Genomic DNA, 13,351 nt, shown 5'->3' on the forward strand with positions numbered 1-13,351 from the left:
GAGCCCCCGTCCCTCTTCCGGGACGGGGGCTCTTTCGCGTCCCGGCGGGCCCCCGCAGCGGCCTGCGGGGAGGCAGCGCCGCTTCCTGGTCGTATCGTCTATGTCACGCAAACCGTGAAGGAGCGCCCCATGGCCCCTGCCGTCGTCCAGCACCTGGTCGTCCACAGCCTGCGTGAGCAGATCCGGGAGCACATCCTCGAAGGCATCGTGAGCGGGCGCTGGAAGCCGGGCGAGCGGATCGTGGAGCGCCGGATCGCGGTGGAGCTCCAGGTCAGCCAGACGCCGGTGCGGGAGGCGCTGCGGGAGCTGGAGACGCTGCGGCTGATCGAGTCCGCGCCGAACAAGGGCGTACGCGTACGGAGCCTGACCGCCGCCGACCTCAAGGAGAGCTATCCGGTGCGCGCCGGGCTCGAACAGGTCGCCGCGGAACTGGCCGCGGCCCGGCTCGCCGCCGACCCCGCCGCCCTCGAGCGCGAGGTGGCCGCCCTGCGCGACGCCGACGCCGCCCTGGACAGCGAGGCCCAGGTCAGGCACACCGTCGCCTTCCACCACGAGCTGGTGCGCGCGGCCGACAACGCCGTATTGCTGCACGCCTGGGAGTCGCTGGGCATCGAGGTCTGGACGACGCTGTCCATCCGCTGGCTGAGCCCGGAGCCCCGCCCGTACGCGGCCGAGCACCAGGACATAGTCGACGCCTTCGTACGCCGTGACCCGGACATCTGCGGTCTCATCAAGTCCCACGTCCTGAGCTGCGCTCCCCAGGTCTGACGACATCCCCCGCGGCCCCGGCGGCCGGCGGTTTCCGTGACATGCAAGGCCACAAGGCCGAGGCACCCCGTGCCTTAAGGTCTGGCACCCCGTGCCGTCTTGGAATTACTGGCCCGGAAGCCATTGATCGATCATCGATCGTCGGCGTATCGTCGTCGGTGGGGAACAGCCCTGTCGTGCCGACAAGCGCATTCCCCACCCCCAACCTCCGTTCGAAGGCGGCACCCATGCCCGACGACGTACGCCCCCCGCGGGGCCAGCTCGACCAGATCCCGGACCGCGACCCGGAAGAGACCTCGGAGTGGCTCGCGTCGCTGGAGGCGGTCGCCAAGGCGGCCGGTCCGCACCGGGCCGCGTATCTGATGCGTCGCACCCTGGAAAGCGCCGGGGCGGGCGTCGGGCTTCCGTCGCTGCTCGAAACCGAGTACATCAACACGATCCCGACCTCCGCCGAGCCCGCCTACCCGGGCGACGAGGCACTGGAGGCGCGGATCACCGCGTGGAACCGGTGGAACGCGGCGGCCATGGTCACCCGCGGCAGCCGCCTGGGCCTCGGCGGCCACATCGCGACCTTCGCCTCGGCGGCCTGGCTCTACGAGACCGGCTTCCAGCACTTCTTCAGGGGCAAGGAGGGCGCGGGCAGCGGGGACCAGCTCTATCTCCAAGGCCACGCCTCCCCCGGCATCTACGCCCGCGCGTTCCTCGACGGGCGGCTGACCGAGGGCCAGCTCGACCGCTTCCGCCAGGAGGCGAACGGCGACGGCCTGCCCTCGTACCCGCACCCGCGGCGGCTGCCCTGGCTGTGGGAGTTCCCCACCGTCTCGATGGGCCTCGGCCCGCTGTCGGCGATCTACCAGGCGCGGTTCAACCGCTATCTGGAGCACCGCGGCATCAAGGACACCTCGGACTCCCACGTGTGGGCGTTCCTCGGTGACGGCGAGATGGACGAGCCCGAGTCGACCGCCGCCCTGGCGCTGGCCGGCCGCGAGGGCCTGGACAACCTCACCTTCGTCATCAACTGCAATCTCCAGCGGCTCGACGGCCCGGTCCGCCCCAACTTCAAGATCGTGCAGGAGCTGGAGTCCCAGTTCCGCGCGGCGGGCTGGAACGTGGTCAAGTCGCTGTGGGGCGCGGCCTGGGACGACGTGCTCGCCCAGGACGTGGACGGCGCGCTGCTCAAGCGGCTGCGCGAGGTCCCGGACGCGCAGTTCCAGACGTACGCCACGCGCGACGCGGCCTATCTGCGCGAGCACTTCTTCGGCGCGGACCCCTCGCTGCGCACCATCGGCGCCCGGCTGACCGACGCCAAGCTGACCGAGCTTTTCCAGAGCTCGCGCGCGGGGCACGAGCCGCGCAAGGTCTACGCGGCCTACCGCGCGGCCGTCGAGCACAAGGGCGCGCCGACGGTGATCCTGGCGCAGACCGTCAAGGGCTGGACGCTGGGCGCGGGCTTCGAGTCGCGCAACGCCAACCACCAGATGAAGAAGCTGACGGGCGCTCAGTTCCGTACGATGCGCGACCTGTTGGAGCTGCCGATCCCGGACAGCGCGCTGGACGCGGACGTGGTCCCGTACTGGCACCCCGGCGAGAACTCGCCCGAGGTGCGGTACCTGCGCGAGCGGCGGGCGGCGCTCGGCGGTCTCGCCCCGGCCCGCAAGGTGGTCGCCAAACCGCTGCCGCTGCCGCCGGACAAGGCGTACAAGGCGTTGGAGAAGGGTTCGGGCACGCAGGAGATCGCCACCACGATGGCGTTCGTGCGGCTGGTCAAGGACCTGATGCGGGAGAAGGAGACCGGCCGCCGCTGGGTGCCGATCGTCCCCGACGAGGCCCGCACCTTCGGCATGGAGTCGCTGTTCCCCTCCGCGGGTCTGTACTCGCCGAAGGGGCAGACGTACGACCCGGTCGACCGCGACCAACTCCTGTACTACAAGGAGGCGAAGGACGGTCAGATCCTCAACGAGGGGATCACCGAGGCCGGTTCGCTCGCCGACTTCACGGCCGCCGCGACCGCGTACGCGACGCACGGCGAGCCGATGATCCCGTTCTACATCTTCTACTCGATGTTCGGCTGGCAGCGGACCGCCGACCAGTTCTGGGCGCTGGCCGACCAGCTCGGCCGCGGCTTCGTGATCGGCGCCACCGCGGGCAAGACCACGATGACCGGCGAGGGCCTGCAACACGCCGACGGCCACTCGCACTTGATCGCCTCCACCAACCCGGCGGCGCTCTCGTACGACCCGGCGTTCGCGTACGAGGTCGCGGTGATCGTCCGCGAGGGTCTGCGGCGGATGTACGGGCCGGACGCCGAGGACGTCTTCTACTACCTGACGGTCTACAACGAGCCGAAGGTGCAGCCCGCGATGCCCGAGGGCGTCGAGGACGGCATCCTCAAGGGCCTCTACCGCTTCCAGCAGGCGCAGGACCCGGCGGCGGACGCGGCCAGGCTGCAACTGCTGGCGTCCGGCACCGCGATCCACTGGGCGCTGGACGCGCAGCGGATGCTGGCGCAGGAGTGGGGTGTGGCCGCCGACGTGTGGTCCGCGCCGTCCTGGACCGAGCTGCGGCGCGAGGCGCTGGAGTGCGACGCGGCCCGGCTGCGCGGCGAGGAGCGGGTGCCGTACGTGACGCGGGCGCTGGAAGGCGCGCCGGGTCCCGTGGTCGCGGTCAGCGACTGGATGCGGGCGGTGCCCGACCAGATCGCGCAGTGGGTGGAGCAGGACTGGACGTCGGTGGGCACGGACGGCTTCGGCCTGTCCGACACCCGCGACGCGGCCCGCCGCCACTTCGGGGTGGACCCGCGGTCCCTGGTGGTCGCGGCGCTCGCCGCGCTCGCCCGGCGCGGCGACATCAAGCCCGAGACGGTCAAGGAGGCCGCCGAGCGGTACGGCCTGTAAGGCCGATGGCGGACGGGCGCGGTACGCGTCCCGTCCGCGCCCCGAACAGCCCTGGTACGGCCGCGCGCGGACCTTCGCACCCCGCGCGGCCGTATCCGCCTCAGAGAATATTCATAGGTTTCAGCAGACGTTTCCGGCCACCCGCGAGTCACCCCGTGCCACCGGCCGCGGCGGCCCTCCGCAGAGCCCGCGAAACCGCACGCGGCCCGTACCGTACGGGATGTGCGGCGGTACGGGTGCGGCCCGGTGGAACGCGAGAGGTGCGTGAATCGGCTATCGCTCGCTCCCGTCCTGGCCGGAAAGAGATTGCGGGCGCATACAGCTACCGGCTACGTTCCCTCGGATGCCACCAAATCCCAGCCCTCTGACGGCTCCGACCGCCGAGGATTTCCGCGCCTGGCACCGGGTGCAGTCGGCCGCTCTCGCACACGACCGGCCAGGTGAGCCCGTGCTGTCCGCCACCGCCCTCCAGGCGAAGCTGACGACGACGGGGAACCGCAGCAGGCTGCTGCTGTGGCTGGTGCGCAACGCAAACGAGGAGCCGGTGGCCACCGCGACCCTGCGGCTGTTCAGCGAACCGGGGCGCAGCCACCTCGCCGAGGTCAGGATGACCGTCCACCCCGCCTACCGGCGGCTGGGCACCGGCTCGCGGCTGCTGTCCACGGTGACCGAGGCCGCGGCCGAGGCGGGCTGCCGCAGCGTGGTCACCGAGGTCATGGCGGGTACCCCGCACGAGGGATTTCTGGCCACCCGCGACTTCCATCCGGTCCTGCGGCTGACCTGGCAGCGGCTCGCGCTCGACGACGTACCCGACCGTATCCACAAGCTCCCCGACGTCCCGCACCCCGGTTACCGGCTGACGTCCTGGGACGGGGTCGTCCCCGACGCGCTCGCCGAGAGCTTCGCGGACGCCCGGCGCGCCATGGACGACATGCCGACCGGCGCAATGGACTTCGGCGAGGTGCGCTGGGACGTGGCCGCGGTCCGCGAGGCCGCCGAGGTGATCGCCCGGCGCGGCGAGCAACTGCTGACGGTCGCCGCGGTGGACGCGCTCGACGGCTCCGTCGCCGGTTACACCGAGCTGGTGATCCCGGCGGAGGGCGCGGGCACCGCCCAGCAGTACGACACGGCCGTCCTCCCCGCGCACCGCGGCCACGGCCTCGGGCTGTGGGTGAAGGCCGAGATGCTGCGCCGGGTACGGGAGGAATTCCCGCAGCTCACCGCCGTGCAGACGGACAACGCCGACGACAACCGCCACATGCTGGCCCTCAACACGGCGCTCGGCTTCCGGCCGCTGCGCCGCACGGTCGAGTACCAGCTCACCCTCGGTCGGCGCTGACCCCCCGGACCTCGTACAGTGGGCGACCCACCCCGCACGGATGGAGTCCGTAACGACACGGGCGCATCCGGGGCACTCCGCGTGCGGGTGCGCGCGGCAACCGGGAAGCTGGACCAGTGATGGACGAGACGGAGTTCTGGGAGATCGTCGACCGTACGCGAGAGGCGGCGGACGGCGATCCGGAGGAGCATGCCGACCTGCTGATCGAGCGGCTGGCCCAGCTCGACCCGGACTCCGTGGTGGACTTCGCCCGGCACTTCGAGACCCGGTTCGTCCGGGCCTTCCGCTGGGATCTGTGGGGCGCCGCCGACATCATGCTGGGCGGCGCGGACGACGAGTCCTTCGACTACTTCCGCTGCTGGCTGATCGGCCAGGGCCGCCATGTCTTCGAGGGCGGTCTGGCCGCCCCCGACGACCTGGCCTTCCTCGTCACCGAGTTCGACCCGGAGACGGACGGCGACGCGGAGGATCTGGGCTACGCGGCGGACGAGGCGTACGAGCAGCTCACCGGGGTCCGGCTGCCGGACCTCGAACTCGCGCAGCCGGAGCAGCCGGAGGGCGAGTCGCTGGACATGGACGACGAGCGGGCGATGGCGGAGCGGTATCCGCAGCTGTGGTCGCGCTTCGGCTGAGCCGGCTCTGGCGGCTCGGTTCTGTCGGGTTCTGTCGGCGCGGCTCTGTCGCTCGGCTCGGCTTTGTCGGCGGGGCTCTGTCGGCTCGGTTCTGTCGACGGGGCTCTGGCGGCGCGGTTCTGTCGGCTCAGACCGCCGTGAGGTCGACCGCCCGGCCCATCAGGACGTCGTCCACGTAGGCGCCGTCCAGCAGGAACTCCCCCGGCAGCACGCCCTCCACGGCGAAGCCGACCGACTCGTAGAGCCGTCGGGCCGGGGCGTTGTGCCCCAGCACCCGCAGGGTGATCCGGACGGCGCCCTGCCGCCGCGCCTCGGTGACGGCGGCGTCCATGAGCGTGCGCGCGATGCCGCGCCCGCGCGCCCAGGTGTCGACGGCCAGACCCTGTATCTGCCGCACATGCGCGTTGCAGGCCAGGGCGGTCGGCGGGACCAGCTTGAGATATCCGGCCAGCCGGCCCTCGGCCTCGGCGACCAGGACGTACCGGTGTCCGTCGGGTGAGCCGTAGAAGGCGGCGCCGGGCGCCGGGGCTGGCTGTACGGAGTGCAGCGGGGACCAGGTACGGGCGTCGAGCGCCGCGAGGGCGGAGTCGTCGGCGCGGGTCGCGGGCCGGACGGTCGCTGAGGTCATGCCGGTCACTGTGCCATGGCGCGCCGCGCGCCGGCATCGGACGTCCCGGGCCGTCGGCGGGCACAATGCGAATATGCGTATCGCAGTCACGGGTTCCTCCGGTCTGATCGGCTCCGCCCTGTCCCGCTCGCTCGCCGCGGACGGCCACGACGTCGTACGGCTGGTGCGGCGCGCGCCCGTCGGTCCCGCCGAGGTGCGCTGGGATCCGGCGCGCGGCACGGTGGACTCCGCGGGTCTCGAGGGCTGCGAGGCCGTCGTGCACCTGGCGGGCGCCGGGATCGGCGACCGCCGCTGGACCGACAGCCGCAAGAAGGAGCTGGTGGACAGCCGGGTGCTCGGCACTGGCGCCGTCGCCAAGGCCGCCGCCGCGCTCGACACCCCGCCTCGGGTCCTGGTCAGCGCGAGCGCGATCGGCATCTACGGCGACACCGGCGACACGGCCGTCGACGAGGACAGCCCGGTGGGCAGCGGCTTCCTGGCCGAGCTGTGCCAGGAGTGGGAGGCCGCGGCCGATCCCGCCCGCGCGGCCGGCATCCGTACCGTCCACCCCCGTACGGGCCTGGTCGTCGCCAAGGGCGGCGGCGCGTGGGCGCGGCTGTTCCCGCTGTTCAAGGCCGGGCTCGGCGGACGCCTGGGCGACGGACGGCAGTTCTGGAGCTTCATCGCCCTGCACGACGAGGTGGCCGCCATTCGCTACGCGCTGGACACGGCCGATCTGTCCGGGCCGGTCAACCTCACTGCGCCCGAGCCGCTGACCAACCGTGAGATCACCGCCGAGATGGGGCGCGTCCTGCACCGCCCCACCGTGGCCGCGGTCCCGGAGTCCGTCCTGCGCCTGGTCCTCGGCGAACTGGCCCAGGACGTCACGGGCAGCCAACGGGTCCGCCCCAAGCGCCTCTTGGACTCCGGCTTCCGCTTCGCCTTTCCCGAATTCGCGCAGGCCGTGACGGCGGCTCTCGCCGAATAGCCGCTGCCGCGGCGCCTACGACGGCGGGGCGGGGCGGCTCGCGGGCGGCGGGGCGTCGCGCGGGCGGCGGGGCGGCTCGCGAGCGGCGGCCGGATTGGCGACCGGGCAGGAGAGGTGACCGGGCCGGAGAGGTGACCGGGCCGGAGACATTCGGCCGGGGGTGCCGAAAAGCGCTGGATAAGGGCTGGAATCGGCGGGTTGCCCCGGCATCAGATGGCTTTGATGAGGGCATGACCTTTACCAGCGTTCTGCGACGCCTCGGGCGTGACGCCGACGTGAGCGGGGATTCGAACCCGACCTCGGGGAGGGGCACAGTGCTCTCACCAGCACGCCGTGACGTCGCGGGAATCGTGGACGTCGTCGTGATCGGCGCAGGCATATCCGGGCTGTCCGCCGCGCATCAACTCATCGGCGGCGGCCTGTCGGTCACCGTCCTGGAGGCCGCCGACCACGTCGGCGGCCGCATGGCCACCGACGTGGTGGACGGCTTCCGGCTCGACCGCGGCGCTCACCTGCTCAACACGTCCTATCCGGAACTGCGCCGCACGCCGGGGCTGCGGGGGCTGCCGCTGGCGCCGCTCGCGCCCGGCGCCCTGGTCAGAGCCGACGGGCGCGGTTACCGGGTCGGAGACGCGCGCGGCTCCCGTACCGTTCGCGGCTCGGCCCGTGCCCCGATCGGCTCCACGCTGGACCGGGCCCGGCTCGGCACCACCCTCAACCGCCTTGCCGCGACGCCCGCCTCACGGCTCGCCAGCCGCCCCGAGACGACCGCCGCGCGGGCGCTGAGCGCACGCGGTTTCGCGCCGCGGACCGTCGAGGGCTTCGTACGGCCGCTGCTGGCCGCCCTGTTGTGCGACCCGGAGCTGCAAACCTCCAGCCGCTGCGCCGACTTGGTACTGCGCGGCTTCGCCCGCGGCCGTACGTGCCTGCCCGCGACGGGCGCGGCGTCCGTACCGCGGCGGCTCGCCGCGGGGCTCCCGCCGGGCGCGGTACGGCTCGGCACGCGCGCGGTGCGGGTCGCCGTCAACTGCGTGCAGACCGAGGACGGCACCGAACTGCCCTGCCGGGCCGTGCTGGTGGCCACCGGGGCGCGGGCCGCGGCCGAACTCCTGCCGGGGCTGCGGGTGCCGTCCTTCCACGAGGTCACCGTCCTGCACCACGCGGCGCCCGTCCCACCCGTACGCGAGCCGGTGCTCGTCCTCGACGCCGACCGCATGGGGCCCGTCTCACACACTCTCCCGGTCAGTGAGATCGACCCGAGCCGGGCGCCGGCCGGGCGCGCCCTCGTCACGTCCGTCGTCCTCGGGCCGCCGCCCGACGGGGCGGGCGACAAGACCGTCCGCGCTCACCTCGCCGAGCTGTACGAGACCTCCACCGACGCGTGGGAGCTGCTCGCCGTCCACAACGATCCCGAGGCCGTGCCGGCCATGCCCGCGCCCCACGATTTGCGGCGTCCCGCCCGGCTCCTCGACGGTCTCTACATCTGCGGTGCCCATCGCACCACCAGCACTCCCCAGGGCGCCCTTCTCTCCGCCCGCCGCGCCGCCCACAGCATCCTCCGCGACGCCGTCCCCCACCCCGCCGACACCCCCACCCCCCGGGCCGCCTAGCCCCTGCCCCACCGGGGCCTCTTCTTCGCCCGCGCCACCGTCGGTGGCCGAGCGCGCACTTCCCCGCGCCCCTAAAAGGATCGGCTCACCGCCCCGACGAAAGACGGCCCGCCCCGTCAGGGGCACGGGGAACTGCGCGAGCAACCCACCACCGGCCAGTGGCCCGAACACCACCGAACTGCCCCGCCGGGACCGGTGGTGACCTGCGGTCTGGACGAAAGACGGTGCGCCCCGTCAGGGGCGCGAGGAACTGCGCGAGCAACCCACCACCGGCCCGGTGGACCGAACACCGCCGAGCTGCCCCGCCGGGGCCGGTGGTGACCCGCAGGAGCATCGTGGCTGAGCGCGCAGTTCCCCGCGCCCCTAAAAGACCGGCTCACCGCCCCGACGAATGACGGCACGCCCCGCCAGGGGCGCGAGGAACTGCGCGGCCCGCCCCCACCCGCCCGGTGGACCGAACACCACCGAACCGCCCCGGCGGGCCGGGGGAACGTCAGGGGACCGCGCCCCTGGGGGGGGACCCACTTGCGGGAGGTGGGTAAGGGACCGTGACCGGAGGTCGTCATGGGGCGACCAGCCCCAAGGCGACGGCGCGGTCGCGAAAGGCGCGAACGGCCGCGGCATCGCGATACGGCTCAAGGCGCCGCCCGAAGTCCCGCACGTACTCGACGGCGCGAGCCGACCGCATCTCGGCGGCCTGCTGCATGACCTCGATGCCGAGAGCACAGGCGACGTCCACCTCCCCGAGCCCGAGGCGAGCGGAAGCGAGCACGGTGCGGCAGAAGAGCCGGCTGCGGGCGTACGCGGGGGCGCGGAGCTGGAGGGAGCGCTCGGCGTGCTGCGCGGCGGCCCGGTGCAGTTGGAGGTCCCGGTGGCAGTGCCCGAACTCGTCGGCGAGCTGGGCCTCGTCGAAGAAGCGCGCCCAGGAGGGCACCTCGTCACCGGGGCGGGCCGCCCCGAGCGAGCGTTCGGCCCGCGCGAGCGCCGCGGAACACGCGCGGATCTCACCGAGCAGCCCGTGCCCGCGCGCCTCGGCACTGTGCAGCAGGGCCTGGACGACGGCGGGCGCGCCGGAGCCGACGCCCTGCTGGGCGACCCGGGCGAGCTGGACGGCCTCGCGGCCGTGCCCGAGGTAGACGGCCTGGCGGCTCATGGTGACGAGCACGTAGCCGCCGTAGACCCGGTCCCCCGCGGCCTGCGAGAGCCGTAGCGCCTGGACGAAGTAGCGCTGCGCGAGCCCGTGCGCGCCGATGTCGTACGACGTCCATCCGGCGAGCCGGGTGAGGTCGGCGACGGAGGAGAACAGGCGGCGGCCGAGTGCCTCGCCGTAACTACCGCGCAGCATCGGCTCGGCCTCGTGCTCCAGGTAACGGACGAGGGCCTGGCGGGCGTGGCCGCCGCCGTACGCGTGGTCGAGCCCCCGGAAGAGGTCGCCGACGGCGCGCAGGGCGGCGATGTCACCGGCACCGACCTTGGCGCGGGGCGGCCCGGCCTTGGCGGCGAGCCCCGGCGCGGGTCCGGGCGCGGCGGACGGCGGGAGCCCCAGGGGGCCGGGGCCGCGACTCTGCGCGGGCACCCGTACCGGCGCGGCGTCGGCGCCCCGCGCGACCCTCTCGTCGGCGCGGCCGATCAGCCAGTCGCGGCTGGGCACGACGAGCCCGGCCGCGGTGAAGGCGATCTTCCGCAGCTCCGTCTGGTTGCCGGTGTCCTTGCGCCACAGGCCGCTGACGATGTCCACCGCCTCGTCGGGCGACCCGGCGAATTCGAGGCCCGCGTAGACCGGCGCGCACGCGTCGAGCCCGAGGTCCTGGGCGGAGAGCCGGCGGCCGAGCCGTTGGGTGAAGACCTCGGCGATCAGCGCGGGTGTGGTGCCGCGTGGCTGCTGGCCGCGCAGCCAGCGGGTCACCGAGGTCTTGTCGTACCGCAGGTCGAGGCCGTGCTCTATGCCGAGCTGGTCGACCCGGCGGGCGAGCCCCGCGTTGGAGAAGCCTGCCTCCGCGATCAACGAGGCGAGTCTGCTGTTGGGACGGGTCGGGGTTCGCTGCGTGGAACGGTCCGTCATCGGCAGTGCGGTCCACTTCCTGGGACTGGGGAGGTAACCGGAACGGCGTGAATGTAACGGTCGGTACCGGGAAGCTCACCGTAAGACCTCGTTATTCGCCCGAATGGGCGATAAGGACCCTCAAGGGTCGGTAAACCGCCCCGGTCGGTCGGAGGCGCCGTGCTATGGCGCCGCCTCAAGCCCAGCCCCCACAGGACGGGAAGCTTCGGCCCCGCTCGGGCCCCACGGACCCGCCGCCGTACAGTGGCAGAGGCGCGAAACAAGCACCGCCGGGCACGCAGAGGAGTGGTCATGGGGTTTCCGCAGGACGCCGCGCGGACGGACGAGCTGCGCTTCGTCCACCTGGGGTTCGGGGCCGACGCCGTCGAGTACACCGAGGCGTGGCAGGAACAGCGCCGGGTGCACGCCGCACGCGTGGAGAACGAGATCCCCGACACCTGCCTGCTCCTCGAACACCCGCCGGTCTACACGGCGGGACGCCGTACGACCGACAGCGAGCGCCCCCTGGACGGCACCCCCGTGGTCGACGTGGACCGCGGCGGCAAGATCACCTGGCACGGCCCCGGCCAGCTCGTCGGCTACCCGATCCTGAAGCTGCCGCGCCCGGTCGACGTGGTCGCGCACGTACGCCGTCTGGAAGAGGCGCTGATCCGTACCTGCGCCGAATTCGGTCTGGAGACCACGCGCGTGGAGGGCCGCAGCGGGGTGTGGGTGCTCGGTGACCCGGTGGCGGACCGCCCGGCGGTCAACGGCCTGACCCTCGACCTCGACCCGCGGGTGGGAGCGGGCTCCCCGTCGAAGGGGGGCGAGGACAGCGAGTTCGACCCGCGGCTGAACGGCCCCGAGTACGCGCCCTCCAACGCCGGACAGCGCCGCGAGGACCGCAAGCTCGCCGCGATCGGCATCCGCGTCGCCAAGGGCGTGACGATGCACGGCTTCGCGATGAACTGCGACCCCGACAACACCTGGTTCGACCGGATCGTGCCCTGTGGCATCCGTGACGCGGGCGTCACCTCGCTCTCCAACGAACTGGGCCGCGACATCGGCGTCACCGAGGTGCTGCCGGTGCTGGAACGGCACCTGGCGGACGTCCTGGGCGCGGTCGTGCCGCTGCCGCGGGCCGTATAGCCGGGGCGGTGGGCCGTACGACGGGGGCTCACGGGCCGTATCGCCGGCCGTACAACCGGGGGCTGACGGCCGGGGCCGGTGGCCGTACCGCCGGGCCTCGGCGGTAGCAGGTATCCGGCCGGGAATGCGGCTACGACACGGCTGGTTGCTTCCAGAGGAAGCCGCACGGATCAAGCCGTACGAATCACGGGCGTACTCTGGTGTTCGCCGAAGAATCGAAGCTTTAGGGAGCCGGTCGTGTCCGCAGTCGCACCCGACGGACGCAAGATGCTGCGCCTGGAGGTCCGCAACAGCCAGACCCCCATCGAGCGCAAGCCCGAGTGGATCAAGACCCGCGCCAAGATGGGCCCCGAGTACACCCAGATGCAGAAACTCGTGAAGAGCGAGGGGCTGCACACGGTGTGCCAGGAGGCCGGCTGTCCCAACATCTACGAATGCTGGGAGGACCGCGAGGCGACCTTCCTCATCGGCGGCGACCAGTGCACGCGGCGCTGCGACTTCTGCCAGATCGACACCGGCAAGCCGCAGGCGCTCGACCGTGACGAGCCGCGCCGCGTCGGCGAGTCCGTCGTCACGATGGACCTCAACTACGCCACGATCACCGGCGTCGCCCGCGACGACCTGGAGGACGGCGGCTCCTGGCTGTACGCGGAGACCGTCCGGCAGATCCACGCCATGACGGCGGCGCGCGAGGGCGGCCACACCAAGGTCGAGCTGCTCATCCCCGACTTCAACGCCGAGCCCGCGCAGCTCGCCGAGGTCTTCGGCTCCCGCCCCGAGGTGCTCGCGCACAACGTCGAGACGGTGCCGCGGATCTTCAAGCGGATCCGTCCCGGCTTCCGCTACGAGCGCTCGCTCGAAGTGATCACCCGCGCCCGCGAGGCCGGTCTGGTCACCAAGTCCAACCTGATCCTGGGCATGGGCGAGGAGCGCGAGGAGATCAGCCAGGCGCTCCAGGACCTGCACGACGCGGGCTGCGAGCTGATCACCATCACGCAGTACCTGCGGCCGTCCGTGCGGCACCACCCCGTGGAGCGCTGGGTGAAGCCCGCGGAGTTCGTGGAGCTGAAGGAGGAGGCCGAGGAGATCGGCTACGCGGGCGTCATGTCCGGGCCGCTGGTCCGTTCCTCGTACCGCGCCGGACGGCTCTTCCAGCAGGCCGTGGACAAGCGGCTGCGGGAGGGCGAGCGGCTGGCCGTGGGCCCGGTGGCGGCGCCCTCCGTATGACGCCCTCCGTATGACCCCGGCCGTGACCCCCGTCATGGCCCCGTTCCGACCCTCGGTTCCGACCCTCGTCGTGTGAGTCCGCTCACCGCCGACGAC

At 72.8% G+C, this 13,351-nt stretch carries 10 protein-coding genes; 8 read left to right on the top strand and 2 right to left on the bottom strand.

Annotated elements, in window-relative coordinates; translation table 11 throughout:
- The first annotated feature begins 129 nt into the window (after nucleotides 1-129).
- The 4 genes from ACFY9V_RS06740 (at nucleotide 130) to ACFY9V_RS06755 (ending at nucleotide 5,633) form a co-directional block, all read left to right on the top strand.
- Nucleotides 130-768, top strand: a complete 639-nt coding sequence (locus ACFY9V_RS06740; protein WP_355334328.1) for a GntR family transcriptional regulator — start codon at nucleotides 130-132, stop codon at nucleotides 766-768.
- 227 nt (nucleotides 769-995) lie between these two features.
- Nucleotides 996-3,662 (top strand): pyruvate dehydrogenase (acetyl-transferring), homodimeric type, encoded by a 2,667-nt coding sequence (gene aceE, locus ACFY9V_RS06745; protein ID WP_391159835.1) that lies wholly within the window; start codon nucleotides 996-998, stop codon nucleotides 3,660-3,662.
- Nucleotides 3,663-4,110: 448 nt separating this feature from the next.
- Nucleotides 4,111-5,001, top strand: a complete 891-nt coding sequence (locus tag ACFY9V_RS06750; protein WP_391159838.1) for a GNAT family N-acetyltransferase — start codon at nucleotides 4,111-4,113, stop codon at nucleotides 4,999-5,001.
- A gap of 119 nt (nucleotides 5,002-5,120) precedes the next feature.
- The gene (locus ACFY9V_RS06755) at nucleotides 5,121-5,633 is read left to right on the top strand and encodes a DUF4240 domain-containing protein (protein ID WP_355334336.1); all 513 of its coding nucleotides are present in this window, start codon (nucleotides 5,121-5,123) and stop codon (nucleotides 5,631-5,633) included.
- A 127-nt stretch (nucleotides 5,634-5,760) separates the two neighbouring features.
- Here the strand turns inward: ACFY9V_RS06755 and ACFY9V_RS06760 are convergent, their stop codons facing one another.
- A complete protein-coding gene (locus ACFY9V_RS06760; protein WP_391159840.1) occupies nucleotides 5,761-6,261 on the bottom strand; it encodes a GNAT family N-acetyltransferase in 501 nt (166 codons plus the stop codon).
- 73 nt (nucleotides 6,262-6,334) lie between these two features.
- Between ACFY9V_RS06760 and ACFY9V_RS06765 the strand changes: the two genes are divergently transcribed.
- A complete protein-coding gene (locus ACFY9V_RS06765) occupies nucleotides 6,335-7,228 on the top strand; it encodes a TIGR01777 family oxidoreductase (protein WP_391159842.1) in 894 nt (297 codons plus the stop codon).
- 314 nt (nucleotides 7,229-7,542) lie between these two features.
- Nucleotides 7,543-8,838: an FAD-dependent oxidoreductase gene (locus ACFY9V_RS06770; protein ID WP_391159844.1), complete on the top strand. Its 1,296-nt coding sequence runs from the start codon at nucleotides 7,543-7,545 to the stop codon at nucleotides 8,836-8,838.
- Nucleotides 8,839-9,400: 562 nt separating this feature from the next.
- Here ACFY9V_RS06770 and ACFY9V_RS06775 read toward each other — a convergent pair.
- The gene (locus ACFY9V_RS06775) at nucleotides 9,401-10,900 is read right to left on the bottom strand and encodes a regulator (protein ID WP_391159846.1); all 1,500 of its coding nucleotides are present in this window, start codon (nucleotides 10,898-10,900) and stop codon (nucleotides 9,401-9,403) included.
- A gap of 291 nt (nucleotides 10,901-11,191) precedes the next feature.
- Here ACFY9V_RS06775 and lipB point away from each other — a divergent pair, with 291 nt between their 5' ends.
- A complete protein-coding gene (gene lipB / locus ACFY9V_RS06780; protein ID WP_391159848.1) occupies nucleotides 11,192-12,028 on the top strand; it encodes a lipoyl(octanoyl) transferase LipB in 837 nt (278 codons plus the stop codon).
- Between the two features lie 237 nt (nucleotides 12,029-12,265).
- Nucleotides 12,266-13,255 (top strand): lipoyl synthase, encoded by a 990-nt coding sequence (gene lipA / locus ACFY9V_RS06785; protein ID WP_355334351.1) that lies wholly within the window; start codon nucleotides 12,266-12,268, stop codon nucleotides 13,253-13,255.
- The last annotated feature ends 96 nt before the right edge of the window (nucleotides 13,256-13,351 follow it).

Origin of the sequence: Streptomyces sp. NPDC008317 (assembly GCF_042955955.1) — a bacterium.
GTDB lineage: Bacteria > Actinomycetota > Actinomycetes > Streptomycetales > Streptomycetaceae > Actinacidiphila.

Bases quoted from the DNA above. Each gene is read 5' to 3' on its own strand.
- ACFY9V_RS06760 (WP_391159840.1), bottom strand. From the start codon at position 6,261: ATGACCTCAGCGACCGTCCGGCCCGCGACCCGCGCCGACGACTCCGCC.
- ACFY9V_RS06765 (WP_391159842.1), top strand. From the start codon at position 6,335: ATGCGTATCGCAGTCACGGGTTCCTCCGGTCTGATCGGCTCCGCCCTG.
- lipB (WP_391159848.1), top strand. From the start codon at position 11,192: ATGGGGTTTCCGCAGGACGCCGCGCGGACGGACGAGCTGCGCTTCGTC.
- ACFY9V_RS06775 (WP_391159846.1), bottom strand. From the start codon at position 10,900: ATGACGGACCGTTCCACGCAGCGAACCCCGACCCGTCCCAACAGCAGA.
- ACFY9V_RS06740 (WP_355334328.1), top strand. From the start codon at position 130: ATGGCCCCTGCCGTCGTCCAGCACCTGGTCGTCCACAGCCTGCGTGAG.
- aceE (WP_391159835.1), top strand. From the start codon at position 996: ATGCCCGACGACGTACGCCCCCCGCGGGGCCAGCTCGACCAGATCCCG.
- ACFY9V_RS06755 (WP_355334336.1), top strand. From the start codon at position 5,121: ATGGACGAGACGGAGTTCTGGGAGATCGTCGACCGTACGCGAGAGGCG.